General features: G+C 69.9%; 22 protein-coding genes and 1 tRNA gene. 13 read left to right on the top strand and 10 right to left on the bottom strand.

Annotated elements, in window-relative coordinates; genetic code table 11:
- The first annotated feature begins 5 nt into the window (after positions 1-5).
- From paaC to ACZ5VD_RS14040, 4 genes are all read left to right on the top strand, one after another.
- Entirely contained in the window at positions 6-716 is a 711-nt protein-coding gene (gene paaC, locus ACZ5VD_RS14055; RefSeq protein ID WP_468682492.1) for a 1,2-phenylacetyl-CoA epoxidase subunit PaaC, read from the top strand.
- Positions 710-1,315, top strand: coding sequence for a 1,2-phenylacetyl-CoA epoxidase subunit PaaD (paaD, locus tag ACZ5VD_RS14050; RefSeq protein ID WP_468682333.1), 606 nt, complete (start codon positions 710-712; stop codon positions 1,313-1,315). The genes paaC and paaD overlap by 7 nt, the downstream gene beginning before the upstream one ends.
- A complete protein-coding gene (locus tag ACZ5VD_RS14045) occupies positions 1,315-2,382 on the top strand; it encodes a 2Fe-2S iron-sulfur cluster-binding protein (protein ID WP_468550026.1) in 1,068 nt (355 codons plus the stop codon). Before paaD ends, ACZ5VD_RS14045 begins: the two co-directional genes overlap by 1 nt.
- 129 nt (positions 2,383-2,511) lie before the next feature.
- Positions 2,512-3,645 carry an acyl-CoA dehydrogenase family protein gene (locus tag ACZ5VD_RS14040; RefSeq protein ID WP_468682332.1) on the top strand — a complete coding sequence of 378 codons (1,134 nt, stop codon included), beginning with the start codon at positions 2,512-2,514 and terminating at the stop codon, positions 3,643-3,645.
- A gap of 52 nt (positions 3,646-3,697) precedes the next feature.
- Here the strand turns inward: ACZ5VD_RS14040 and ACZ5VD_RS14035 are convergent, their stop codons facing one another.
- From ACZ5VD_RS14035 to ACZ5VD_RS14020, 4 genes are all read right to left on the bottom strand, one after another.
- Positions 3,698-4,027 carry a rhodanese-like domain-containing protein gene (locus ACZ5VD_RS14035; protein ID WP_468550318.1) on the bottom strand — a complete coding sequence of 110 codons (330 nt, stop codon included), beginning with the start codon at positions 4,025-4,027 and terminating at the stop codon, positions 3,698-3,700.
- A gap of 246 nt (positions 4,028-4,273) precedes the next feature.
- Entirely contained in the window at positions 4,274-5,116 is an 843-nt protein-coding gene (locus ACZ5VD_RS14030; RefSeq protein WP_468550028.1) for a J domain-containing protein, read from the bottom strand.
- 213 nt (positions 5,117-5,329) lie between these two features.
- Positions 5,330-6,814 carry a DUF2252 domain-containing protein gene (locus tag ACZ5VD_RS14025; RefSeq protein WP_468682331.1) on the bottom strand — a complete coding sequence of 495 codons (1,485 nt, stop codon included), beginning with the start codon at positions 6,812-6,814 and terminating at the stop codon, positions 5,330-5,332.
- A gap of 302 nt (positions 6,815-7,116) precedes the next feature.
- Positions 7,117-7,479: a winged helix-turn-helix transcriptional regulator gene (locus ACZ5VD_RS14020; protein ID WP_468550030.1), complete on the bottom strand. Its 363-nt coding sequence runs from the start codon at positions 7,477-7,479 to the stop codon at positions 7,117-7,119.
- Between the two features lie 116 nt (positions 7,480-7,595).
- Between ACZ5VD_RS14020 and ACZ5VD_RS14015 the strand changes: the two genes are divergently transcribed.
- Together ACZ5VD_RS14015 and ACZ5VD_RS14010 are read left to right on the top strand one after the other, a co-directional pair.
- Positions 7,596-8,249, top strand: a complete 654-nt coding sequence (locus ACZ5VD_RS14015; protein ID WP_468550319.1) for an FMN-dependent NADH-azoreductase — start codon at positions 7,596-7,598, stop codon at positions 8,247-8,249.
- A gap of 147 nt (positions 8,250-8,396) precedes the next feature.
- Complete coding sequence (locus tag ACZ5VD_RS14010) at positions 8,397-9,017, top strand: TetR/AcrR family transcriptional regulator (protein WP_468550031.1); 621 nt, start codon at positions 8,397-8,399, stop codon at positions 9,015-9,017.
- Positions 9,018-9,342: 325 nt separating this feature from the next.
- On the opposite strand, the gene ACZ5VD_RS14005 is transcribed toward ACZ5VD_RS14010, so the two are convergent.
- Positions 9,343-9,425, bottom strand: a tRNA-Leu gene (locus tag ACZ5VD_RS14005).
- 501 nt (positions 9,426-9,926) lie between these two features.
- Here ACZ5VD_RS14005 and ACZ5VD_RS14000 point away from each other — a divergent pair.
- From ACZ5VD_RS14000 to ACZ5VD_RS13970, 7 genes are all read left to right on the top strand, one after another.
- Positions 9,927-10,805: an FhaA domain-containing protein gene (locus ACZ5VD_RS14000; protein WP_468682330.1), complete on the top strand. Its 879-nt coding sequence runs from the start codon at positions 9,927-9,929 to the stop codon at positions 10,803-10,805.
- Between the two features lie 10 nt (positions 10,806-10,815).
- Complete coding sequence (locus tag ACZ5VD_RS13995) at positions 10,816-11,334, top strand: FHA domain-containing protein FhaB/FipA (RefSeq protein WP_468550033.1); 519 nt, start codon at positions 10,816-10,818, stop codon at positions 11,332-11,334.
- A gap of 98 nt (positions 11,335-11,432) precedes the next feature.
- On the top strand, positions 11,433-12,992 hold the full coding sequence (locus ACZ5VD_RS13990; RefSeq protein WP_468682491.1) for a Stp1/IreP family PP2C-type Ser/Thr phosphatase: 1,560 nt from the start codon (positions 11,433-11,435) through the stop codon (positions 12,990-12,992).
- Positions 12,993-13,019: 27 nt separating this feature from the next.
- A complete protein-coding gene (locus ACZ5VD_RS13985; protein WP_468550034.1) occupies positions 13,020-14,456 on the top strand; it encodes an FtsW/RodA/SpoVE family cell cycle protein in 1,437 nt (478 codons plus the stop codon).
- On the top strand, positions 14,453-15,919 hold the full coding sequence (locus ACZ5VD_RS13980) for a peptidoglycan D,D-transpeptidase FtsI family protein (RefSeq protein ID WP_468550035.1): 1,467 nt from the start codon (positions 14,453-14,455) through the stop codon (positions 15,917-15,919). Before ACZ5VD_RS13985 ends, ACZ5VD_RS13980 begins: the two co-directional genes overlap by 4 nt.
- A 170-nt stretch (positions 15,920-16,089) precedes the next feature.
- Positions 16,090-18,108, top strand: a complete 2,019-nt coding sequence (pknB, locus tag ACZ5VD_RS13975) for a Stk1 family PASTA domain-containing Ser/Thr kinase (protein ID WP_468550036.1) — start codon at positions 16,090-16,092, stop codon at positions 18,106-18,108.
- 252 nt (positions 18,109-18,360) lie between these two features.
- Positions 18,361-19,410 (top strand): restriction endonuclease, encoded by a 1,050-nt coding sequence (locus tag ACZ5VD_RS13970; protein WP_468550037.1) that lies wholly within the window; start codon positions 18,361-18,363, stop codon positions 19,408-19,410.
- Between the two features lie 95 nt (positions 19,411-19,505).
- On the opposite strand, the gene ACZ5VD_RS13965 is transcribed toward ACZ5VD_RS13970, so the two are convergent.
- The 5 genes from ACZ5VD_RS13965 to ACZ5VD_RS13945 are packed head-to-tail and all read right to left on the bottom strand — an operon-like array spanning position 19,506 to position 22,901.
- Positions 19,506-20,255, bottom strand: coding sequence for a class E sortase (locus ACZ5VD_RS13965; protein ID WP_468550038.1), 750 nt, complete (start codon positions 20,253-20,255; stop codon positions 19,506-19,508).
- A gap of 13 nt (positions 20,256-20,268) precedes the next feature.
- On the bottom strand, positions 20,269-21,363 hold the full coding sequence (locus ACZ5VD_RS13960; protein ID WP_468682329.1) for a class E sortase: 1,095 nt from the start codon (positions 21,361-21,363) through the stop codon (positions 20,269-20,271).
- The gene (locus tag ACZ5VD_RS13955; RefSeq protein WP_468682328.1) at positions 21,360-21,998 is read right to left on the bottom strand and encodes an aminodeoxychorismate/anthranilate synthase component II; all 639 of its coding nucleotides are present in this window, start codon (positions 21,996-21,998) and stop codon (positions 21,360-21,362) included. The genes ACZ5VD_RS13960 and ACZ5VD_RS13955 overlap by 4 nt, the downstream gene beginning before the upstream one ends.
- Entirely contained in the window at positions 21,995-22,192 is a 198-nt protein-coding gene (locus ACZ5VD_RS13950) for a hypothetical protein (RefSeq protein WP_468550335.1), read from the bottom strand. Before ACZ5VD_RS13950 ends, ACZ5VD_RS13955 begins: the two co-directional genes overlap by 4 nt.
- Before the next feature lie 16 nt (positions 22,193-22,208).
- Entirely contained in the window at positions 22,209-22,901 is a 693-nt protein-coding gene (locus ACZ5VD_RS13945; RefSeq protein ID WP_468682327.1) for a class E sortase, read from the bottom strand.
- Between the last annotated feature and the right edge of the window lie 26 nt (positions 22,902-22,927).

Genomic DNA, 22,927 nt, shown 5'->3' with positions numbered 1-22,927 from the left:
CGGACATGACCCTGCACTCCGCCGCCCTGGCCCTCGGCGACGACGCACTGGTGCTCTCGCACCGCCTCGGCGAGTGGGCCGGCCACGCCCCCGTCCTCGAAGAGGAGGTCGCCCTCGGCAACATCGCCCTGGACCTGCTCGGCCAGGCCCGGGTGCTGCTGTCACTGACCGGCGACGAGGACGAGCTGGCGTATCTGCGCGAGGAACGCGCCTTCACCAACCTCCAGCTGGTGGAACAGCCCAACGGCGACTTCGCCCACACCATCGCCCGCCAGCTGTACTTCTCCACCTACCAGCACCTGCTCTACGCCGAACTGGCGGCGGGCGACGGGCCGTTCGCCCCGCTCGCCGCGAAGGCCGTCAAGGAGGTCGCCTACCACCGCGACCACGCCGAGCAGTGGACCCTGCGGCTCGGCGACGGCACGGACCTCAGCCAGGGGCGGATGCAGCGGGCGTGCGAGAGGCTGTGGCGGTTCACCGGCGAGATGTTCCGGCCCGTGGAGGGGCTGGACGCCGACTGGCAGGCCATGGAGTCGGCCTGGGCCTCGTCCGTCGGGGAGATCCTGCGCCGGGCCACCCTCACCGTCCCCGAAGGCCCGCGGTCCGGCGCGTGGGCGGCCGGAGCCGGCCGTGAGGGCCTGCACACCGAGTCCTTCGGGCGGATGCTCGCCGAGATGCAGCACCTGCACCGCAGTCACCCGGGGGCGTCATGGTGACGACCACCGCACTGGAGGCGGAACTACTGGAGGTGGCCGGTGCGGTGCTCGACCCCGAACTGCCCGTGCTCACCCTCCGCGAACTGGGCGTCCTGCGCGCGGTGCACGTCCACGACCCCGACTCGGTCGAGGTCGAACTGACCCCGACGTACACCGGCTGCCCGGCCGTCGAGGCGATGTCCCTGGACATAGAGCGGGTGCTGCACGAACACGGCGTACGAGAGGTCACCGTGCGCACGGTGCTCGCGCCCGCCTGGTCGACCGACGACATCACGGACGAAGGGCGCCGCAAGCTACGGGAGTTCGGCATCGCCCCACCGCGCACCAGCCGGACGGCCGGACCGGTCGCCCTGGAGCTGAGCCCGACCCGAGCGCGCGCCGCAACCACGGAAGCCACGGAAGCCACGAAGGTCACAGAACCCACGAAGGCCTCGCAAGCCGCACAGAACACCGGCGCGACCGCACCCGACCCCGTCCGCTGCCCCCAGTGCGGGTCCGCCGACACCGAGTTGCTCAGCCGTTTCTCCTCCACCGCGTGCAAGGCGCTGCGGCGCTGTCTGTCGTGCCGTGAACCCTTCGACCACTTCAAGGAGTTGTGATGGCCCGCTTCCACGCGCTCCCCGTGGCCGCGGTCGACCGGCTCACCGACGACTCCGTGGCCCTGACCTTCACCGTGCCCGCGGAACTGCGCGCGGACTACCGGCACGCCCCCGGCCAGCATCTCGCCCTGCGACGCACGGTGGACGGCGCGGAGATCCGGCGCACGTACTCGATCTGCTCCCCGGCACCGGCCCCGGACGGCGAGGGACCCTCCACCCTGCGCGTCGGAGTACGGCTGGTCGACGGCGGCTCCTTCTCCACGTACGCGCTGAAGGAGATCGCCGTCGGGGACGAGCTGGAGGTGATGGTCCCGGCGGGGCGCTTCACCCTCCGCCCGGCGCCCGGTCTGTACGCCGCGATCGTGGGCGGCAGCGGCATCACCCCGGTGCTGTCGATCGCGTCGACACTGCTGGCGCGCGAGCCGGAGGCCCGGTTCTGTCTGATCCGCAGCGACCGTACGTCGGCCTCGACGATGTTCCTGGAGGAGGTCGCCGACCTCAAGGACCGCCACCCCGAGCGACTGCACCTGGTGACGGTGCTGTCCCGGGAGGAACAGCAGGCCGGGCTGCCGTCCGGGCGGCTCGACCGGGAGCGGCTCGTCGGACTGCTTCCGGCGCTGCTGCCCGTGGAGGCCGTGGCGGGATGGTTCCTGTGCGGGCCGTTCGGGCTGGTGCAGGGAGCCGAGCGGGCCCTTCGGGAGCTCGGCGTCTCCCGCGCCCGTATCCACGAGGAGATCTTCCATGTGGACGTCACAGCCCCCGTGGCGGCCGAGACCGCGACCACTCCCGCGCACAGCACGGTGACCGCCCGGCTCGACGGACGTGGGGGCAGCTGGCCGGTCCGGCCGGGCGAGTCGCTCCTGGAGGCGGTGCTGCGCAACCGGGCCGACGCGCCCTACGCCTGCAAGGGCGGGGTGTGCGGGACGTGCCGGGCCTTCCTGGTCTCCGGCGAGGTGCGCATGGACCGCAACTTCGCGCTGGAGCCGGAGGAGACGGAGGCCGGGTATGTGCTGGCGTGCCAGTCCCATCCGGTGACGGAGAAGGTGGAGCTGGACTTCGATCGCTGAACCGGGCTTCAGTCCTTGGGGGGTGGCCGACCGTTCCCTTCTTCTAGAACCTGTTCTATCTTGACGGACCGTCAGATCAGGTCGTCCGCCCGGCCGCTGGGCCGGTGTGCGCGTGGGAGGGCAGGGATCGTGGACTTCACCTTCACCGAGGAGCAGCAAGCGGCGGCCGAGGCGGCGCGGGGGGTGTTCGCCGGGGTCGCCCCGGACGCGGTGCCCAGTCCCTCGCTCACCCCGGGTGCGGTCGCGGACGACTTCGACCGTGCCCTGTGGTCCAGGCTCGCCGACGCGGACCTGCTGAGCCTGCTGCTGGAGCCGGAGTTCGGTGGGGCCGGCCTGGACGCGGTCGCCCTGTGCCTGGTGCTGCGGGAGGCGGCGAAGGTGCTGGCGCGGGTGCCACTGCTGGAGAGCTGCGCCGCGCTGGCCGCCGTACAGGCTTTCGGCGGTGAGGAGTTGAAGGCCTCGCTGGTCGAGCGGGCGGGGCGCGGGGAGGTCGTCCTGACCGTCGCCGCGAACGGTCGTACCGGGCACGACCCGGCCGAACTCGCCGTGACCGCGCGCCAGGAGGGGGAGGCGTGGGTGCTGGACGGCGTGCAGGCGGCGGTGCCGTGGGCGTACGGCACCGACTTCGTCCTCGTCCCCGCGCACACGGCCGCCGACCGGACTCTGCTCGCCCTGGTCCCCCGCGTCCACGAGGGAGTCGGGCTCGCCGAGCAGATCTCCACGACCGGCGAGCGGCTCGGCGAACTGCGCCTGGACGCCGTGCGGATCGCGGCCCGGGACGTCATCGACGCCGACGGGGCGTGGGAGTGGCTGCGGGAGCTGCTGGCCACCGGGACGTGTGCGCTGGCGCTCGGGCTGGGGGAGCGGGTGCTGCGGATGACCAGTGAGTACACCGGCAAGCGGGAGCAGTTCGGGTTCCCGGTCGCCACCTTCCAGGCGGTCGCCGTCCAGGCCGCCGACCGCTACATCGACCTGCGGGCCATGGAGGTCACCCTGTGGCAGGCCGCGTGGCGGATCGCCTCGGGGGCACCGGGGGCGCTGCCCGCCTCCGGTGACGTGGCCGTCGCCAAGATCTGGGCGTCGGAGGGCGTCCGCAGGGTCGTACAGACCGCACAGCATCTGCACGGCGGGTTCGGCGCCGACGTCGAATACCCGCTGCACCGGTACCACGCCTGGGCCAAGTACCTGGAACTGTCCCTCGGCCCGGCGTCGGCACACGAGGAGACCCTGGGCGACCTCCTGGCGGCCCATCCACTGGTCTGAACCGACCGACCCGAGCCGATCGGCCTGAACCGACTGGGGGACGAATCCCCGACTAGAGGACGAATCCCTGCTGTCCCGCGTCGGTCACGACGGGGCGGCCCGTGGCGGCCCAGACCTGCATGCCACCGTCCACGTTCACGGCGTCGATGCCCTGCTGGACGAGGTACGTCGCGACCTGGGCCGAACGGCCGCCGGAGCGGCAGATCACGTTGACCCGGCCGTCCTGCGGCGCGGCCTCGGTCAACTCGCCGTACCGGGCGACGAACTCGCTGATGGGGATGTGCAGCGCTCCCTCGGCATGACCCGCCTGCCACTCGTCGTCCTCGCGGACGTCCAGCAGGAAGTCGCCGTCCTTGAGGTCCGTGACCTCGACCGTGGGCACACCAGCTCCGAAATGCATGTCTCCGACGCTACCCGACGCCGACCGGGACACGGACGGGGACCGGGACGACCGGCACGGGAACCGGCTCGGCCGACAGCCACACCCCGGATCACCACACCTCCGGACCCCCAGATCACCGGAGCCACCAGACCTCCGAATCACCGGAGTACCGAAGTACCGGAGTCAGCAAGACGTCCGGACCGTCGGAGTCACCTACCCTCCGCAGCCGTCAGACCGCCTTGCCTGCTATCCGAGCAGCTCCGCCAACTCGGCCTCACGTGCGGAGACGTCGGCCAAGAGCTTCTCGGCGACCTCGTCCAGGAGGTGGTCCGGGTCGTCCGGAGCCATCCGGAGCATCGAGCCGATCGCGCTCTCCTCCAGCTCCCGGGCGACCACGGTGAGCAGTTCCTTGCGCTGGGAGAGCCATTCGAGGCGGGCGTACAGCTCCTCGCTGGGGGTCGGCCCCTGCTCCGGGAGCTTCGGCCCGGCGGCCCACTCCTCGGCGAGCTCCACCAGCAACGCCTCGTCACCACGGGCGTAGGCGGCGTTGACCCGGGTGATGAACTCCTCGCGCCGCTTGCGCTCCGACTCGTCCTGGGCGAGGTCCGGGTGGGCCTTGCGGGCCAGTTCGCGGTAGCGCTTGCGGACCTCCTCGCTGGGCCGCACCCGCTGCGGGGGCCGTACCGGCTGATCGGTCAGCATCGCCTCGGCCTCCGGGAACAGGCCCTCGCTGTCCATCCAGCCGTGGAAGAGCTCCTCGACACCGGGCATCGGCATGACCCGGGCCCGCGCCTCGTCGGCCTTCCGCAGGTCCTCGGGGTCGCCGGTGCGGGCGGCCCGGGCCTCGGCGATCTGGGCGTCCAGCTCGTCGAGGCGGGTGTACATCGGGCCGAGCTTCTGATGGTGCAGCCGCGAGAAGTTCTCGACCTCGATACGGAAGGTGTCGACCGCGATCTCGTACTCGATCAACGCCTGTTCGGCGGCCCGTACGGCCCGTTCCAGCCGCTCCTCGGGCCGGGGCACATCGGCGTCCGGCGTCGGCCGGTCCTCACCGGCGACACCACCCTGCTCAGCTTCCGGTGTCGTCACCCGACCAGCGTAGGCCACGGTGCCGGTCCCGTTGTCTCAGGCCGGACGACCACGCCTCGACGCGGTCCTCCCACCGGACGGAAGAACCCTCACCGCCGCACCGACACCACCGCCACACCCGCCCGACCTCCGCGCCCGACCACTGCGCCCGGCCTCCGCGACGGTCCGCCCCAGCCACCACGACCATCACGCCTGACCGTCACACCCTGACCGTCACACCCCGACCTCCGCCGCGATCCGCCCCGACCGCACCGCCGCCACCAGTTCGGCGTGGTCAGCCTCCGTGCGGTCGGCGTAGGCGACGGCGAACGCGGTGATCGCCTCGTCCAGTTCCTCGCCCTTGCCGCAGTACCCGGCGATCAGGCGCGGGTCGGCGCTGTGGGCGTGGGCGCGGGCGAGGAGCGCGCCGGTCATCCGGCCGTAGTCGTCGAGCTGGTCTGCGGCGAGGGCTGCGGGGTCGACGCTGCCCTTGCGGTTGCGGAACTGCCGTACCTGGAAGGGCAGTCCGTCGACCGAGGTCCAGCCCAGAAGGCTGTCGCTGACCACCTGCATGCGCTTCTGCCCCATGACCACTCGCCGGCCCTCGTGCTCGGCCGCCGGCGCCTCGAACCCGGCGCTCACCAGATGCGGCACCAGGGCCGAGGAGCGGGCCTCCTTGACCTGGAGGACGAGCGATTCACCACGGTGGTCGAGGAGCAGCACGACGTACGACCGGGTGCCGACACTGCCCGTGCCGACCACGCGGAAGGCGACGTCGTGCACCGAGTGGCGGGCCAGCAGGGGGAGGCGGTCCTCGGAGAGCGAGGTCAGGTACTGCTCCAGGGACGCGGCCACGGCGGTGGCCTCGGCGTCCGGGACGCGGCGCAGCACCGGCGAGGCGTCGACGAAGCGGCGACCGCCGTCCTCGGTCGGCTCCGTGGACCTCGCGGCGAAGCGCCCGCTGGTGTTGGCCCGCGCCTTCTCGGAGACCCGCTCCAGGGTGCCGAGCAGGTCGTGGGCGTCGGTGTGGGAGACCAGTTTCTCGTCCGCGATGGCGTTCCACGCGTCCAGCACCGGCAGCTTTGCCAGCAGGCGCATGGTGCGGCGGTAGGCGCCCGTCGCGTCGTGCGCCGCCTTGCGGCAGGTGTGCTCGTCGGCGCCCGCCTCACGGGCGGCGAGCACCAGGGAGGCGGCGAGTCGCTTGAGGTCCCACTCCCAAGGGCCGTTCACCGTCTCGTCGAAGTCGTTCAGGTCCATGACCAGGCCACCACGCGCGTCGCCGTACAGACCGAAGTTGGCGGCGTGGGCGTCGCCGCAGATCTGGGCGCGGATCCTCGTCATCGGAGTGCGGGCCAGGTCGTACGCCATGAGGCCGGCCGAACCGCGCAGGAAGGCGAAGGGGGTGGCCGCCATCCTGCCGACCCTGATCGGCGTGAGCCCGGCGATACGGCCGCGGCTCGACTCCTCGACCGCGCTCACCGCGCCCGGCCGGCCGCCGTCCAGGTCGAGGACGGCGTGCGCACCGCGCGGGACGCTCTGCCGCAGCGCCTTGCCCTCCTCCTTGGGCGTGCCCTGGGCGGGCCATCCGGCGAAGCCGCGGACCTCGGGAAGTCGATGGGCGCCCCCGGCACTCTCCGCGGCCGTCCGAGCGGGAACAGGATCAGCCTCCTGAACGGGAACAGCGTCCCCGACAACCGACTCCGTACCGACCTCGGTCACAGCGACCGCCTCCCCCGCACCCGACACGCACGAACATCAACTCGTGCCGACCGTACAGCCGGTGGCCGAAACGCGTCAGACCCTGTGGACAACTCCACAACTGTGGACAACGCGGCAACCACTCGACACCTCACCGACACCCGGTCGGCACGCCCCGGCCCGTCAACGCACCGGCACGGGACGGCATCTCACCATCGGCCGGCATCCCCGCACCCGTCGGCATCGCCGCATCCACCGTGCCGTGTCCCCCACCACCCGCCGACACCCCGACACCCGTCAGGGCCCCGACAACCGTCGACGCCTCAGCACCCCTCCTGACGCTCCGCCTCCGGCAGATGCTCCGTCGCCCACTCCCCGAGCAGCCGCAGCGCGGGTTCCAGCGCGGCGCCCGCCTCGGTCAGCCGGTACGAGACCCGCAGCGGAGGTCCCTCGTCGACCTCGCGCACGACCAGGCGCGCGGCCCCGAGTTCGGTGAGGCGGTCGGAGAGCATGCGTTCGCTGATGCCGGGGACGGCCCGGCGCAGGTCGACGAAGTAGGCGGGGCCGTTGATGAGGACCGACACGATCGGTCCGGTCCAGCGCTTTCCGAGCAGCTGGAAGACACGCGTGATGCCTCCGTCGACCCGCTTGCACGCCGCCGGGTCGTGGCTCTGCTCGACCGTCATGCCCTCAGGGTACTGCCCACCCCCAAAGGGATGAAGAAAAGTAAGTGACTATGCTATCTATAGTCGAGTACGAATTGGCAGACCGCCACTCCTTCCGCCACACCCTGGAGAACCCCATGGCCACGCTCCTGCACATCGACTCCTCCGTCTTCCCGGCCGACGCCTCCACGTCCCGCGCCGTGACGGACGCCTTCCGCAAGGCGTGGGAGGAACAGCACCCCGAGGGCACGGTGATCTACCGCGACCTCGCCGCCGACCCCGTCCCCCACATCACGGCCGACGCCCACACCGCCGGCTTCTCCGACCCGGCCGCGCACACCCCGGAGCAGACGGCCGCCTTCTCCGCGCGCGTGCGGCTGATCGAGGAGCTGGAGCAGGCGGACGCGGTGCTGATCGGCGCCCCGATGTACAACTTCTCGATCCCCTCGACCCTGAAGGCCTGGCTCGACAACGTGCTCCTCGTGGGCCGCACTGCCATGACCGAGGACTCGAAGGTCAAGGGCACCCCGGTCACCGTGGTCGCGAGCCGCGGCGGCTCGTACGCGCCGGGCACCCCGCGCGAGGGCTACGAGTACGTCCAGACCTACCTGAAGGCGGTCCTCGCCGACACTCTCGCCCTGGACCTCCACTTCATCGTCCCGGAGCTCACCATGGCCCCCCAGAACCCGGCGATGACCGAGCTGATCCCGCTGTTCGAGGCCTCCCGCGAGCGCGCCCTCGACGACGCGGCCACCAAGGCCAAGGAAGTGGCCGAGCGCGTCGCGGCGTAGGCCCGCCGCCCGGGTGGGGGCACTTCGCCGCCCCATCCGGGCCACCCGGATCGGGCCGGGCAGCCACCCGCTCCCTCCGTCACGCCTCCCCGTCACGCCTCGTCGTCCATGTGCGAGTCTTCGGCCTGGCGACACAAGGAGCGGGCGATGACGGAGAGCGCGAAGGCGGCACCCCGCCGGCGGCACGCGCAGGCGAATCGGCGACGCATTCTGGACGCGGCGCGCGAGACTCTGAGCGGGGACCCGGAGACGACCATCGACGACATAGCCCGCGCCGCGGGGGTCGCCCGCCGCACTCTGTACGGCCATTTCGCCAGCCGGGAAGACCTTGTCAGAGCCCTGGCCGACGACGCCGTGGAATCGCTCCAGCGGGCGTTCGTCGCGGAACGCGACCCCGCCGAGCCCTCCGACCTGGCCCTGGCCCGCTACATCACGGCCGTCTGGGGCATCGGCGACCGCTTCCGCATGCTGATCGCGCTCGGCCGCCGCGACCTGGACGGTGACATCCGCGGCGCGCTGACCCCCGCACGGGAGCTGTCCGGCGAACTGCTCGCGCAGGGCCAGCGGGACGGGGTCTTCGCCGACCACCTGCCCGCGCCGGTCCTGGCCCACGTGCTGGAGTCGGTCGTGGTCTCGATGCTGGAGTCGGTGAACGACGAGACCTGGGAGGGCTCCGCCCCCGCAGCCGCCACGGCGGTCCTGCTGACCGTCGGAAGGACCCGCTCCGAGGCCGAGACAGCCCTGCGACACCTGCGCACGCAAGCCTGAACCCGAACCCGGTCCGGCAGACGGCAGACGGCAGACGGCAGACGGCAGACGGCAGACCGTACGTCCGGAGGCTGCCCGCCACCCGCCGCCGCCCACCTCCGACCGCCCGGCCGCCCGGCCCCGCCGATCGGCCTCCCCTCGGCCCGCCGACCGCGCTCCCGGCCGCCCCCCTCCTCGCACCGGAGGGACAACTCCCGGCTTCGGAACGGGCAGGGCCCCGACCGTGAGATACCTCACCGCCGGGGCCCTTTTTCCGCTCCACGAGAAACGGGCCCTCACCGTGACTTCCGTCACCGGTGAAGACCCGTTCATCGGTTCTTCGCTGTGCGCGAGGGGGGAGTTGAACCCCCACGCCCTTGCGGGCACTGGAACCTGAATCCAGCGCGTCTGCCATTCCGCCACTCGCGCATTTGGTGTGTCTTCGGGCTGTTCCCCCTAGGGGGCTGGCGCCTTCCGACAAGCAGAACATTAGCACGCTGGAAGGGGTGGGTTCACATCACTTACGGCCGGGCAGCCGCTCACCAGCACACTCCGCGTCCATGCGCCACCCCACCCCCGGATCCCCCCGGCTACGTCTCGACGGGGACCGGTTCACGTATCAACCTCGTACCGGTCCCGGCCGTCTCCGCAGGAGCCGGTCCGGGTGCGCAGTCCAGTGCGGGACACTGGTCTGCGGCCGCCTCTACGATCCTTGCCAGGACGATGTCCGAGAAGAGTTCGAAGGGGAGCTCCGGAGGGAACTTCGGAGGCGTCGACACCCGTCGACCGGGCCGACAGGGGGAACCAGCCGATTCACCGGCGCGTGGATACGATCAGTAAGCAGTACCAGCACGACCGGGCAGGACAGTGCCCGCCCAGCGGGATGCTCGGCGGGATGCAGGACGGCAGCAACTACGGAGGAGGTGCCCCATGGGAGTCCTGAAGAAGTTCGAGCAGCGCCTCGAAGGTCTGGTCAACGGCACCTTTGCCAAAGTGTTCAAGTCCGAGGTCCAGCCCGTGGAGATCGCGGGAGCGCTCCAGCGCGAGTGCGACAACAACGCGACCATCTGGAACCGCGACCGGACGGTCGTACCCAACGACTTCATCGTGGAGCTGAGCACGCCGGACTTCGAGCGGCTCAGCCCCTACTCCGGGCAGCTCGGCGACGAACTCGCGGGCATGGTGCGCGACTACGCCAAGCAGCAGCGCTACACCTTCATGGGCCCCATCAAGGTCCACCTGGAGAAGGCGGACGACCTCGACACCGGCCTGTACCGGGTGCGCAGCCGTACGCTCGCCTCCTCCACCAACCAGCAGGCCTCCGGGCCGGGCCCGGCCGCTCCGGCCGGACGACCGGCCGCCGGTGCCCCGGGAGCCCCCGGTGGCTACGGCTACCCGCCGGCCGCCGCACCCTCGGGCGCACCGCCGATGCCCGCCGCACCGCCCCCCGGCGGCCGCGGCGGTGGTTTCGGCACCCCGCAGCCCGCGGGCGGACAGCGGTCCCCGGCCGCACCCACGGCCGGCGGTCGAATGCGCCACTGGATCGAGATCAACGGCACCCGCCATCAGATCTCCCGCGCGACGCTCGTGCTGGGCCGCAGCACCGAGGCCGACGTGCGGATCGACGACCCCGGCGTCTCCCGCCGGCACTGCGAGATCCGGACCGGAACGCCCTCGACCGTCCAGGACCTCGGCTCCACCAACGGCATCGTGGTGGACGGGCAGCACACCACCCGCGCTACGCTCCGCGACGGCTCGCGGATCGTCGTGGGCAGTTCCACCATCATTTACCGGCAAGCCGAAGGGTGAAGCGGGGGCAATGTCAGAGCTGACCCTCACGGTCATGCGGCTGGGTTTCCTGGCCGTACTGTGGCTGTTCGTGATCGTGGCCGTGCAGGTCATCCGCAGCGACCTGTTCGGTACGCGTGTCACCCAGCGCGGTTCGCGCCGGGAGAGCGGGCGGCAGCAGCAGGCCGCCGCCCGTCAGGCCGCGCCACCGCAGCAGCGCCAGCAGGCCGCCGGAGGCGGCCGCCAGCGTCGTAACGCCCCCACCAAACTGGTGGTGACCGAGGGCACCCTCACCGGCACCACGGTCGCGCTCCAGGGGCAGACCATCACGCTGGGCCGGGCGCACGACAGCACCATCGTGCTGGACGACGACTACGCCTCCAGCCGCCATGCCAGGATCTATCCGGACCGCGACGGCCAGTGGATCGTCGAGGACCTGGGTTCCACCAACGGCACGTATCTCGATCGATCGCGGCTGACGACTCCCACGCCGATTGCGCCGGGCGCGCCCCTCCGCATCGGCAAGACCGTCATCGAGCTGCGGAAGTAGTGCCACGTCATGAATGAGCGCGAGCGGAGCGAGCACGCAGCGGCGCCCGGCACCCCGGGCCCCGGCGCGCTCCCGACCGGAGGGTGGGCACCGTGCGGATGTATCCGGAGCCGACGGGCGAGGTGCGCATGAGTCTGTCACTGCGCTTCGCCGCCGGATCGCACAAGGGCATGATCCGGGAGGGCAACGAGGACTCCGGGTACGCCGGTCCGCGGCTGCTCGCCATCGCCGACGGCATGGGTGGCGCGGCGGCCGGTGAGGTCGCCTCCTCCGAGGCCATCTCCACCATCGTCGCGCTCGACGACGACGTGCCCGGCTCCGACATCCTCACCTCGCTCGGCACGGCCGTACAGCGTGCCAACGACCAACTGCGCGCGATGGTCGAGGAGGACCCGCAGCTGGAGGGCATGGGCACCACGCTCACCGCCCTGCTGTGGACCGGCCAGCGCCTGGGCCTCGTGCATGTCGGCGACTCGCGCGCCTACCTGCTCCGCGACGGCGTCCTCACCCAGATCACGCAGGACCACACCTGGGTGCAGCGGCTCGTCGACGAGGGCCGGATCACCGAGGAAGAGGCCACCACCCACCCGCAGCGCTCCCTGCTGATGCGCGCGCTGGGCAGTGGCGAGCACGTCGAGCCCGACCTCTCCATCCGGGAGGTCCGCGCCGGCGACCGCTACCTGATCTGCTCCGACGGCCTGTCCGGCGTCGTCTCCCACCAGACGCTGGAAGACACCCTCGCCAGCTACCAGGGCCCCCAGGAGACCGTGCAGGAGCTGATCCAGCTCGCGCTGCGCGGCGGCGGCCCCGACAACATCACGGTCATCGTCGCCGACGTCCTCGACCTCGACACCGGGGACACCCTCGCCGGGCAGCTGTCCGACACCCCCGTCGTGGTCGGCGCGGTCGCCGAGAACCAGCTCCAGCTGCACGACAACAACATCATGCAGACCCCCGCCGGCCGCGCCTCCGGGCTCGGCCGCCAGGTGCCGGGACAGCAGGGCGGCGGCGAGTTCGGCCCGCCCGGCTCCGGCGACACCACGGGCTACATCTCCGCGACCGGCTTCGGCGACTACGACGACGAGGACTTCGTCAAGCCCCGCAAGGGCCGCCGGTGGCTCAAGAGATCCTTCTACATCGCGCTCACGCTGGCCGTCGTCGGCGGCGGCCTCTACGGCGGCTGGCGCTGGACGCAGACGCAGTACTACGTCGGCGCCAACGGCGAACACGTGGCTCTGTACCAGGGCATCAGCCAGGACCTCGCCTGGGTCTCGCTGTCCAAGGTGCACAAGGACCACCCCGAGATCGAACTCAAGTACCTGCCGACGTACATGCAGAAGCAGGTCAAGGCGACGATCACCGAGGGCGGCCTCAAGGACGCCCAGACGAAGATCGACGCCCTCGCGGTCCAGGCCTCCGCGTGCGAGAAGGAAGTCGCGCGCGAGAAGGCCGAGGCCGAGAACAACGCCAAGACCGGTGAGGGCGAGGCAGGCGGCACCACGGGAACCACACCCGCCTCTCTCTCGTCCAAGGCCACACCGACCCCGAACCCATCGGCGTCGACGGCCACCCCGTCCCCGACTGCGCCCACGCCCACCCCCGGCCCCAGCCTCTCCGACCAGGAGCAGAAGGTCGTCTCGCAGTGCGACAAGCAGTAGCCGAGCCGTGAGAGGCCCTGTCACACGATGAGCAGCACTCCCAACTCACCGACGCACCACACGTCCACCATCGGCGCCATCGGCACCCCGAGCCGACGCAACACCGAGCTCGCGCTCCTGGTGTTCGCCGTGGTGATCCCCGTGTTCGCCTACGCCAACGTGGGCCTGGCGATCGACGACCAGGTACCGGCCGGACTGCTCAGCTACGGTCTGGGCCTCGGCCTCCTCGCCGGCATCGGCCATCTCGTCGTCCGCAAGTTCGCGCCGTACGCCGACCCGTTGATGCTGCCGCTCGCCACACTGCTCAACGGACTCGGGCTGGTCGTCATCTGGCGCCTTGACCAGTCCAAGCTGCTCCAGTCGATCAACCAGGCGGGCAACGCGGCCTCCCGCCAGCTGCTGTACACGGCCATGGGCATCGCGCTCTTCATCGTCGTGCTGATCTTCCTCAAGGACCACCGCGTCCTGCAGCGCTACACGTACATCTCCATGGTCGGCGCGATCATCCTGCTGCTGCTGCCGCTCGTCCCGGGCCTGGGCACCTCGATCTACGGCGCCAAGATCTGGATCTCGGTCGCCGGATTCTCCATCCAGCCCGGTGAGTTCGCGAAGATCGTCCTGGCGATCTTCTTCGCCGGCTACCTGATGGTGAAGCGTGACGCGCTCGCCCTGGCCAGCCGCCGCTTCATGGGCCTGTACCTGCCGCGAGGCCGCGACCTCGGCCCGATCCTGGTCGTCTGGTTCATCTCGATCCTGATCCTGGTCTTCGAGACCGACCTGGGCACCTCGCTGCTGTTCTTCGGAATGTTCGTCATCATGCTGTACGTCGCCACCGAGCGGACCAGCTGGATCGTCTTCGGTCTGCTGATGTCCGGCGCCGGCGCGGTCGGCGTGGCCAGCTTCGAACCGCACGTCCAGCAGCGCGTCCAAGCCTGGCTCGACCCGATGAAGGAGTACTCGCTCTCCCGGGCCGGTTCCGCCGGCCACTCCGAGCAGGCCATGCAGGCCCTGTGGGCCTTCGGCTCCGGCGGCACCCTCGGCACCGGCCTCGGCCAGGGCCACTCCGACCTCATCCGGTTCGCCGCCAACTCCGACTTCATCCTCGCCACCTTCGGCGAGGAACTGGGCCTCGCCGGCATCATGGCGATCCTCGTGCTCTACGCGCTGATCGTCGAGCGCGGTGTGCGCACCGCCCTCGCCGCCCGCGACCCCTTCGGCAAGCTCCTCGCCGTCGGTCTGTCCGGCGCCTTCGCGCTCCAGGTCTTCGTGGTCGCCGGCGGTGTGATGGGCCTGATCCCGCTGACCGGTATGACGATGCCGTTCCTGGCCTCCGGTGGTTCCGCCGTCATCGCCAACTGGGCCCTCATCGGCATCCTGTTGAGAATCAGCGACACCGCGCGCCGCCCGGCGCCCGCCCCCGCTCCCAACCCCGACGCCGAGATGACCCAGGTGGTCCGCCCGTGAACAAGCCCCTGCGCCGGATCGCGCTCTTCTGCGGACTCCTCGTCCTCACCCTGCTCATCCGCGACAACTGGCTCCAGTACGTCAAGGCCGACGAGCTGCGGACCGACACCGCCAACCGACGCGTCGCCATCGAGCGGTACGCCACCCCGCGCGGCGACATCATCGTGGACGGCAAGGAGATCACCGGCTCCAAGAAGGTCTCCAGCGGTGACTTCGAGTACGTCCGCACGTACAAGGACGGCGCCATGTGGGCGCCCGTCACCGGCTACGCCTCGCAGGCCTACGGCACCAGCCAGGTCGAGAACCTTGAGGACGGCATCCTCACCGGCACCGACGACCAGCTCTTCTTCCGCAACACCCTGGACATGATCACGGGCAAGAAGAAGCAGGGCGGCAACGTCGTCACCACCCTCAACTCCGCCGCCCAGAAGGCCGCCTACGACGGTCTGAAGGGGCGCGGCAAGGGCGCCGTCGCCGCCATCGACCCGTCCACCGGCGCGATCCTGGCCCTGGCCTCCTACCCGTCGTACGACCCCTCGACGATCGCGGGCTCCAACGACGGGGACGCCTGGAACAAGCTCCTCAAGAAGAACAACCCCAACGACCCGATGCTCAACCGGGCGCTGCGCGAGACGTACCCGCCGGGCTCCACCTTCAAGGTGGTCACCGCGGCCGCCGCGCTGGAGGACGGGCTGTACACGGACGCGGACTCGCCCACCAAGACGCCGCTTCCGTGGACCATGCCCGGCACCACGACCGAGCTGCCCAACGAGGGCAACATCCCCTGCAAGAACGCCACCCTGCGGGTCGCCCTCCGGTATTCGTGCAACACCGTCTTCGGCAAGATCGGCTCCGACCTCGGCAACGACAAGATGCTCGCCGAGGCCAAGAAGTTCGGCTTCGGCGCCGAGCAGTTCACGCCGGTCCGCTCGAACGCGTCGGTCTTCTCCGACGACATGAACCAGTCGCAGACCGCGCTCTCCTCCATCGGCCAGTTCAACACCGCCGCGACCCCGCTGCAGATGGCCATGGTCGCCTCCGCGGTCGCCAACGACGGCACCCTGATGAAGCCGTACATGGTCGACAAGCTCCAGACGTCGAGCCTCGACACCATCGAGCAGACCGACCCGGAGAAGCTGAGCCAGCCGCTGTCCTCGGACAACGCCCAGATCCTGCAGTCGATGATGGAGACGGTCGTCAAGGACGGTACCGGCACGAACGCGCAGATCGACGGCGTCACCGTGGGCGGCAAGACCGGTACCGCCCAGCACGGCGTCGACAACAGCGAGAAGCCGTACGCCTGGTTCCTCTCGTACGCCAAGCTCGCCGACGGCAGCTCGCCGGTCGCCGTAGCCGTGGTCGTCGAGGACGACAGTGCCGTCCGTGACGACATCTCCGGCGGTGGCCTCGCGGCGCCCATCGCGAAGAGCGTGATGGAGGCGGTCATCAACAGCAAGAAGTGACCCCGATCACGTCCCCCTCACATCGGTGCACGTTGCGATACCGGTCCTGTATCGGGTGACGGGCTTGGCCAGGTCACACCAAGCCATCCGGGTACGGTAGGCCCGGACGGCAGCCACCGACCGCACGAGCCGTGCCGGTCGGGACCGACGGAGAGGGCTGGTAGGAAGCTATGGAAGAGCCGCGTCGCCTCGGCGGCCGGTACGAGCTGGGCCACGTGCTCGGCCGTGGTGGCATGGCGGAGGTACACCTCGCCCATGACACCCGGCTCGGCCGCACCGTGGCGGTGAAGACGCTGCGTGTGGATCTCGCGCGCGATCCGTCCTTCCAGGCCCGGTTCCGCCGGGAGGCCCAGTCGGCCGCCTCGCTCAACCATCCCGCGATCGTCGCGGTCTACGACACGGGCGAGGACTACATCGACGGGGTCTCGATCCCGTACATCGTCATGGAGTACGTCGACGGCTCCACCCTCCGTGAGCTCCTCCACAGCGGTCGCAGACTGCTGCCGGAGCGCACGCTGGAGATGACCATCGGCATCCTCCAGGCCCTGGAGTACTCGCACCGGGCCGGCATCGTCCACCGTGACATCAAGCCGGCGAACATCATGCTGACGCGCAACGGCCAGGTCAAAGTCATGGACTTCGGCATCGCCCGCGCCATGGGCGACTCCGGCATGACGATGACCCAGACCTCCGCGGTCATCGGCACCGCCCAGTACCTCTCCCCGGAGCAGGCCAAGGGCGAACAGGTCGACGCGCGCTCCGACCTCTACTCCACGGGCTGTCTGCTCTACGAACTCCTGACGGTCCGGCCGCCCTTCGTGGGCGACTCCCCGGTGGCGGTCGCGTACCAGCACGTACGGGAGGAGCCGCAGGCTCCGTCCGTCTTCGACCCCGAGCTCACGCCCGAGATGGACGCGATCGTCCTGAAGGCACTGGTCAAGGACCCGAACTACCGCTACCAGTCCGCCGACGAGATGCGCCTGGACATCGAGGCCTGCCTCGACGGCCAGCCGGTCGCGGCCACCTCGGCCATGGGCTCGGTCGGCTACGGCGGCTACCCCGACGACCAGCCGACGACGGCCCTGCGCGCCGACGCGGGCGCCACGACCATGCTGCCGCCGATGAACCCGGACGACGGCGGCTACGGCTACGACGACCGCCCCGACCGGCGCCGCCAGAAGAAGTCGAACACCTCGACGATCCTGCTGGTCGTGGCCGGTGCCCTGGTGCTCATCGGCGCGATCCTCATCGGCATGTGGATCTTCGACGGCGACGGGGTGAGCAACGACACGGTCGACGTGCCCAACATCGTCGGCCAGACCGAGGCCGTCGCGAAGTCGCAGTTGACCAACACCGGCCTCAAGGTGGGCACGGTCACCCAGAAGGCCTGCGAAGAGCAGCCCAAGGGCAAGATCTGCGACCAGGACCCCGTCGCCAAGACCTCGGTCAACAAGGACTCCACGGTCAACCTGGTCGTCTCGACCGGCGCCCCGAAGGTCACCGTCCCCAGCGTGATCGGGCTGGACGTCGACGAGGCGAAGGACAAGCTCGAAGGCGACGACTACAAGTTCGAGGTCAAGACCGAGACCCGGGAGTCCTCGGACGAACCGGACTCCGTCCTGGACCAGGACCCGGTCAAGGGCAAGGAAGTGGAGAAGGGCTCCACGATCACCCTCACCATCGCCAAGGCCGAGGAGAAGGCCACCGTCCCGGACGTCCTCGGCAAGTCCTGCGACGAGGCCAAGGCCCAGATGACGGCCAACAACCTGGTCGGCAACTGCACCGAGGTCGAGACCCAGGACCAGAACCAGGTGGGCAAGGTCATCTCGACCACGCCCAACGCCGGTCAGCAGGCGGACAAGAACTCCACGGTCCAGATCAGCGTCGGCAAGCAGGCGGAGAACCAGAAGGTCACGGTGCCGACCCTGACCCAGCTGTCCCTCAAGGACGCCAAGCAGGCCATCCAGAACGCGGGGCTGACCGTGGGCTCCATCCAGGGTTCCCAGGACGACAACGCCGTGGTCCTGACCCAGGACCCGCAGGCCAACTCCCAGGTCGATCGGGGAACAGCGGTCAACCTGGTCGCCATCCAGAACGGCAACGGCAACGGTAACGGCGGCAACGGCGACAACGACAACGGAGGCTTCTTCGGCGGCGTCTCCGGAACGGCGGCCCGCACCGAGGACTGACCTCGCCTCACCGTCAGGGCCCCGGCACTCGCATCAGAGTGCCGGGGCCCTGCCGCGTCCACGGCCGACGCACCCACGCCACACACCACTGCCGGCTCGCATCACCTCGCCGAACACGTCACCCGCTTCGCCGCATAAACGTACGTACGTCGATCGTGTCTTCATATGTGGCGGCTCGTTGACCACATGGGGTGGGGTGTCTCAGAGCGCTGCCCTGGCCACGCGGTCACACCGCCGACAGAAGGGCAGAACATGATCGCCGAAGCAGCACTGCTGGAATCGAAGACCCTGCGCGACAGCGTCCTGGAACGCACGGACGTACTCGACAGGGTCAAGGCACTGTCCTTGCTGCCGGACGGGATGCATGTGACCACGGCGATGGTGGCGGCGTACTTCGAGGTCACCGCCGACGTCATCCGGCAGCTCGCCAAGCGCCACCGAGCAGAACTGGAAGCCAACGGCATGACGGTGCTGCGGGGCGCTGACCTGCGAAAGTTCGAGAGTGACACCATGTCACTCTCGCTCGGCAGTCATCCACAAGCCCGCCGCAGTCTCACCATCCACTCCCGTCGAGCCATCCTCAACATCGCCATGCTCCTCCGCGACAGTGAAGTCGCCCGTCAGGTACGCACCTACCTGCTCGACATGGAGTACCTGGCGCGCACTCAGCCCGTGGAAAACCCTGGCCCGGCAACCGAGGTCTCCCTCGACGCCCGCATCGACCAGCGCATCACCCACATCCTCGGCAGGACCGTAGTCCCGATGTTCAACGCCCTGATCGAAACGTCGGGAGAACACCGCAGAGAACTGATCGCCCTGCGGGCGGGAGTCCAGCGCATCGAACGACGGCTCCACCAGCACCACTCACGGCTGCAGAGGCTCGAAGGGACCCGAGACGACCGGCCCGCCATCGGAGTCATGGCATCCATGGACGCCATGAACGGCCGCACGTTCGAGCACCACATCGCCAAACTGCTGCTCCGGGACGGCTGTACGAACGTCGTCGTACAGGGCGGTCACGGAGACCGGGGCGTCGACGTCATCGGGCTCACGGCCGACGGGCGACGCCTCGTCGTCCAGTGCAAGAGGTACGCGCCCTACCTCAACATCACCAGCCCCGACGTCCAGAAGTTCATCGGGTCGGCCAAGGTTCTGTACCGCGCGGAAGTGGCCCTGTACGTGGCCACGTGCCCCTTCACCCCAGAAGCCCTGAGCATCGCCGCCGAGGCCGGAATCACCGCGGTACACCGTGGAGTGCTGGAGGAATGGAGCACCGGGGAACCACTGAAGATCCTGGAGTGACACGGCGTGACACACAGAGGCCCGAAGCCGCAAGAGAAAGTTGCGGCTTCGGGCCTCCACCATGCCAGGCGACAGACCCTCTCAAAAGAGGTCTGTCAGTTCAGTTCCTTCGGCGGCGTCCGCTCGCTGTTCACGTCGTCCACCCGCACCAGCTCACCCCACACCACGTACCGGTACCGGCTCGTGAACACCGGCGTGCACGTCGTCAGGGTGATGTAGTGGCCGGCCTTCTTCTTGCCGGACTCCTTGGGGACCGACGAGAGGACCTCGACGTTGTACTTCGAGGTCTCGGCGAGGACGGCGTAGACCTTGTAGACGTACCACTTGTCCTTCGTCTCGAAGACGATCGGGTCGCCCGACTTGAGCTTGTCGATGTTGTGGAACTTCGCTCCGTGACCGTCACGGTGGGCGGCGAGGGCGAAGTTGCCCTTCTTGCCGCTGGTCGGGAGCGTGGCCTTGACGGGGTCGGTGTAGTAGCCGGCGACACCGTCGTTCAGCTCCTTCGCCTCCGTGCCCTTCTCGACCAGGACCTCGCCGTTCCGCATCGCGGGCACATGGAGGAAGCCGATGCCGTCCCCCGTGTTCAGCGCGCCGGGACCGGTGTTCTCCTGGGCCCAGTGGTCACGGACCTTGTCGCCCTGCTGGTCGGCCTTGCGGTCGGCGAGGACGTTCGTCCACCACAGCGAGTAGACGACGAACAGGCCGAGGACCAGGCCCGCCGTGATGAGGAGTTCGCCGAAGACACTGACCGCCACGGCGATCGGCCCCGGTCCGCGGCGACGCGGTGCGGGCGCGGATCCGGTGGCGTCGGTCTGCTCTGCCGTGCCGTCGGTGGTCGCTGCCACTTGTCATCTGCCCTTACTCGACGAGCGCATCCGGCTTGCCCTTGCTGCGCGACCGTTCCTCGACCATCTTGCCCCAGACGATCATCCGGTACTTGCTGGTGAACTCCGGGGTGCATGTGGTCAGCGTGATGTAGCGCCCGGTCTTCGTGAACCCCGACCCCGGCGGCACGGGCTCCAGCACACTCGTGTTGCTCGGCGACGTCACGGGCAGGATCGACGCCATCTTGTAGACGAAGTACTTGTCCTGCGTCTCCACGACGATCGCGTCGCCCGGCTTCAACTTGTTGATGTACCGGAACGGCTCGCCGTGGGTGTTGCGATGCCCCGCCAGGCCGAAGTTGCCGCTCTTCGCGTCGGGCATCGCCGTCTTCAGCGCACCCTCGGCGTAGTGGCCGACCATGCCCCGGTCCAGCACCTTCTTGTTGCTGACGCCCTCCGCGATCGGCACCACCACGTCCAGCTTCGGGATGTGCAGCAGGGCGAAGCCCTGGCCCGGCGAGAACGTCCCCGGGTTGCCCTTGCCGCTCGCCCAGCCGTCCTGGAGGCTGCTCGCCTCCCTGTCCGCCTGCGCGTGCGCCCGGACGTTCGTCCACCACAACTGGTAGGTCACGAACAGCAGCATCAGCACGCCGGTGGTGATGAACACCTCACCGACGGCCCGGCTGGCGACGACCGCCGCCCCGGGCTTGCGCGCCCGCTCCTGCCGTCGCGCCTCCATCCGGGAGAGCGGCCGACCCGTGTCGGAGGAGTCCGCCGATGCCTCCGCCGACGTCTCCGCCGTCTCCGGAGCGCCCCCATGACGCCCGTGACGGCCCTTGGCGGCCTTTCTACGGGCCGCACGGCCACCCGTGGTGGTTCCCGTGGCTGACGAGGCAGAGGGGCCCCCAGGGGCGGATATGGACTCGCCGCCCATCGGACGGGGCGGCGGCGGGGGTATCCGCAGCGCCACCGTCTCGTCGTCGATCGGCAGCTCGTACGGAACCTCACGACCGGCGGACTGTTCGTACGGCACCCCGCGGCCGGCGGGCTGTTCGTACGGCACCGAGTCGTACGACTCGTACGGCGCCCCGCCGTACGAGTCCTTGCGCTCGGGGCGCAGGGCGGTCACGCCGAGGCCCTGCCCACCACCGGGGCGAGCCCCGCCGACCTCGCCACCGCGCCCTGGTACCCGCACTCCACCAGCCAGTTGGCCAGCATCCGGTGCCCGTGTTCCGTCAGCACCGACTCGGGGTGGAACTGCACGCCCTCGACGGGCAGCTCCCGGTGCCGCAGCCCCATGACGATGCCGTCACGGGTACGGGCGGTGACCTCCAGCTCGGCCGGCACCGTGGCCGGCTCCGCGGCCAGCGAGTGGTACCGGGTGGCCGTGAAGGGGCTGGGCAGGCCCGCGAAGACGCCCCGGCCCCCGTGCTCGACCAGCGAGGTCTTGCCGTGCAGCAGCTCGGGCGCGCGGTCCACCACCCCGCCGTACGCCACCTGCATCGACTGCATGCCCAGGCACACCCCGAAGACGGGCACGCCCGTCGCGGCACAGTGGCGCACCATCTCGATGCAGACCCCGGCCTCCTCGGGCGTCCCCGGACCCGGCGACAGGAGCACGCCGTCGAAGCCGTCCTGGGCGTGCGCCGTCGACACCTCGTCGTTGCGCAGCACCTCGCACTCGGCGCCCAGCTGGTACAGGTACTGGACCAGGTTGAAGACGAAGCTGTCGTAGTTGTCGACGACGAGAATCCGTGCGCTCACTGGTTGTCCACCGTCACATCGTTGAAGGGCAGCAGCGGTTCGGCCCACGGAAAGACGTACTGGAACAGGACGTAGACCACAGCAACGACCAGCACGAGTGAGACAGCCGCCCTCACCCACGCGTTCCCCGGCAGATGCCGCCAGATCCAGCCGTACATGCCGTCCCTTCCGTCGTACCACGGCACCGGTCTCACGCCGTACCGCACCAGACTAACGGCGCAGCGCCGTTGGTTTCCCAGCCTCCACAGGCTGTGTGGAGTCCAGGTGCGCCCAGACGATCAGCCGGTGGCTGTGCCCCCACTCCGGATCGCACGTGGTCAGCGTGAGGTAGCGGCCCGGACGCGTATACCCCGACTTACGTGGCACAGGGTCGATCACCTCGACGTCCGAGGGCACTGTTTTGTAGGGGCCTTTGTCGATCCGATACGTGAACCAGGTCGTCCCGTCCGTCAGCACCACCGCATCGCCCCGGCGCAGCTTCGGAAAGTCCTTGAAGGGATCCCCGTACGTGCGCCGATGACCGGCCACCGCGAAGTTCCCCCGCTGCCCGAGCGGCGCGGACCGCGCGTAGTGGCCGAGGCCCTTCTTCAGCGTGTCGGTGGCGGTGTTCTCCAGCACCGGCTTGTTCCACGTGAAACCAAGCCGCGGGATGTACATGATCGCGAAGGGCTTCCCCGCCCGGTACGCCGCCGGCTCGGGCGGACTCTCCGGGGCGCCCGGACTCGCGCTCGTCGTGGGCCGTACCGGCTCCTGCGACCACTGGTTCTGCAACCGGTCGATCTGGTCGTCCATCACATGGTCGGCCTTCACACCGGTCCAGAACAGCACATAGACGACGAACAGCATGATCAGGGCGCCGGCGGTGATGCACAGCTCGCTGACGGTCCTGACGACTACGCGCACCGGCAGCTCCCCAGGGGCCTACCCGG

It is taken from the genome of Streptomyces sp. NPDC032822, assembly GCF_055578825.1.
This window is presented reverse-complemented; position numbering and strand designations above follow the sequence as displayed.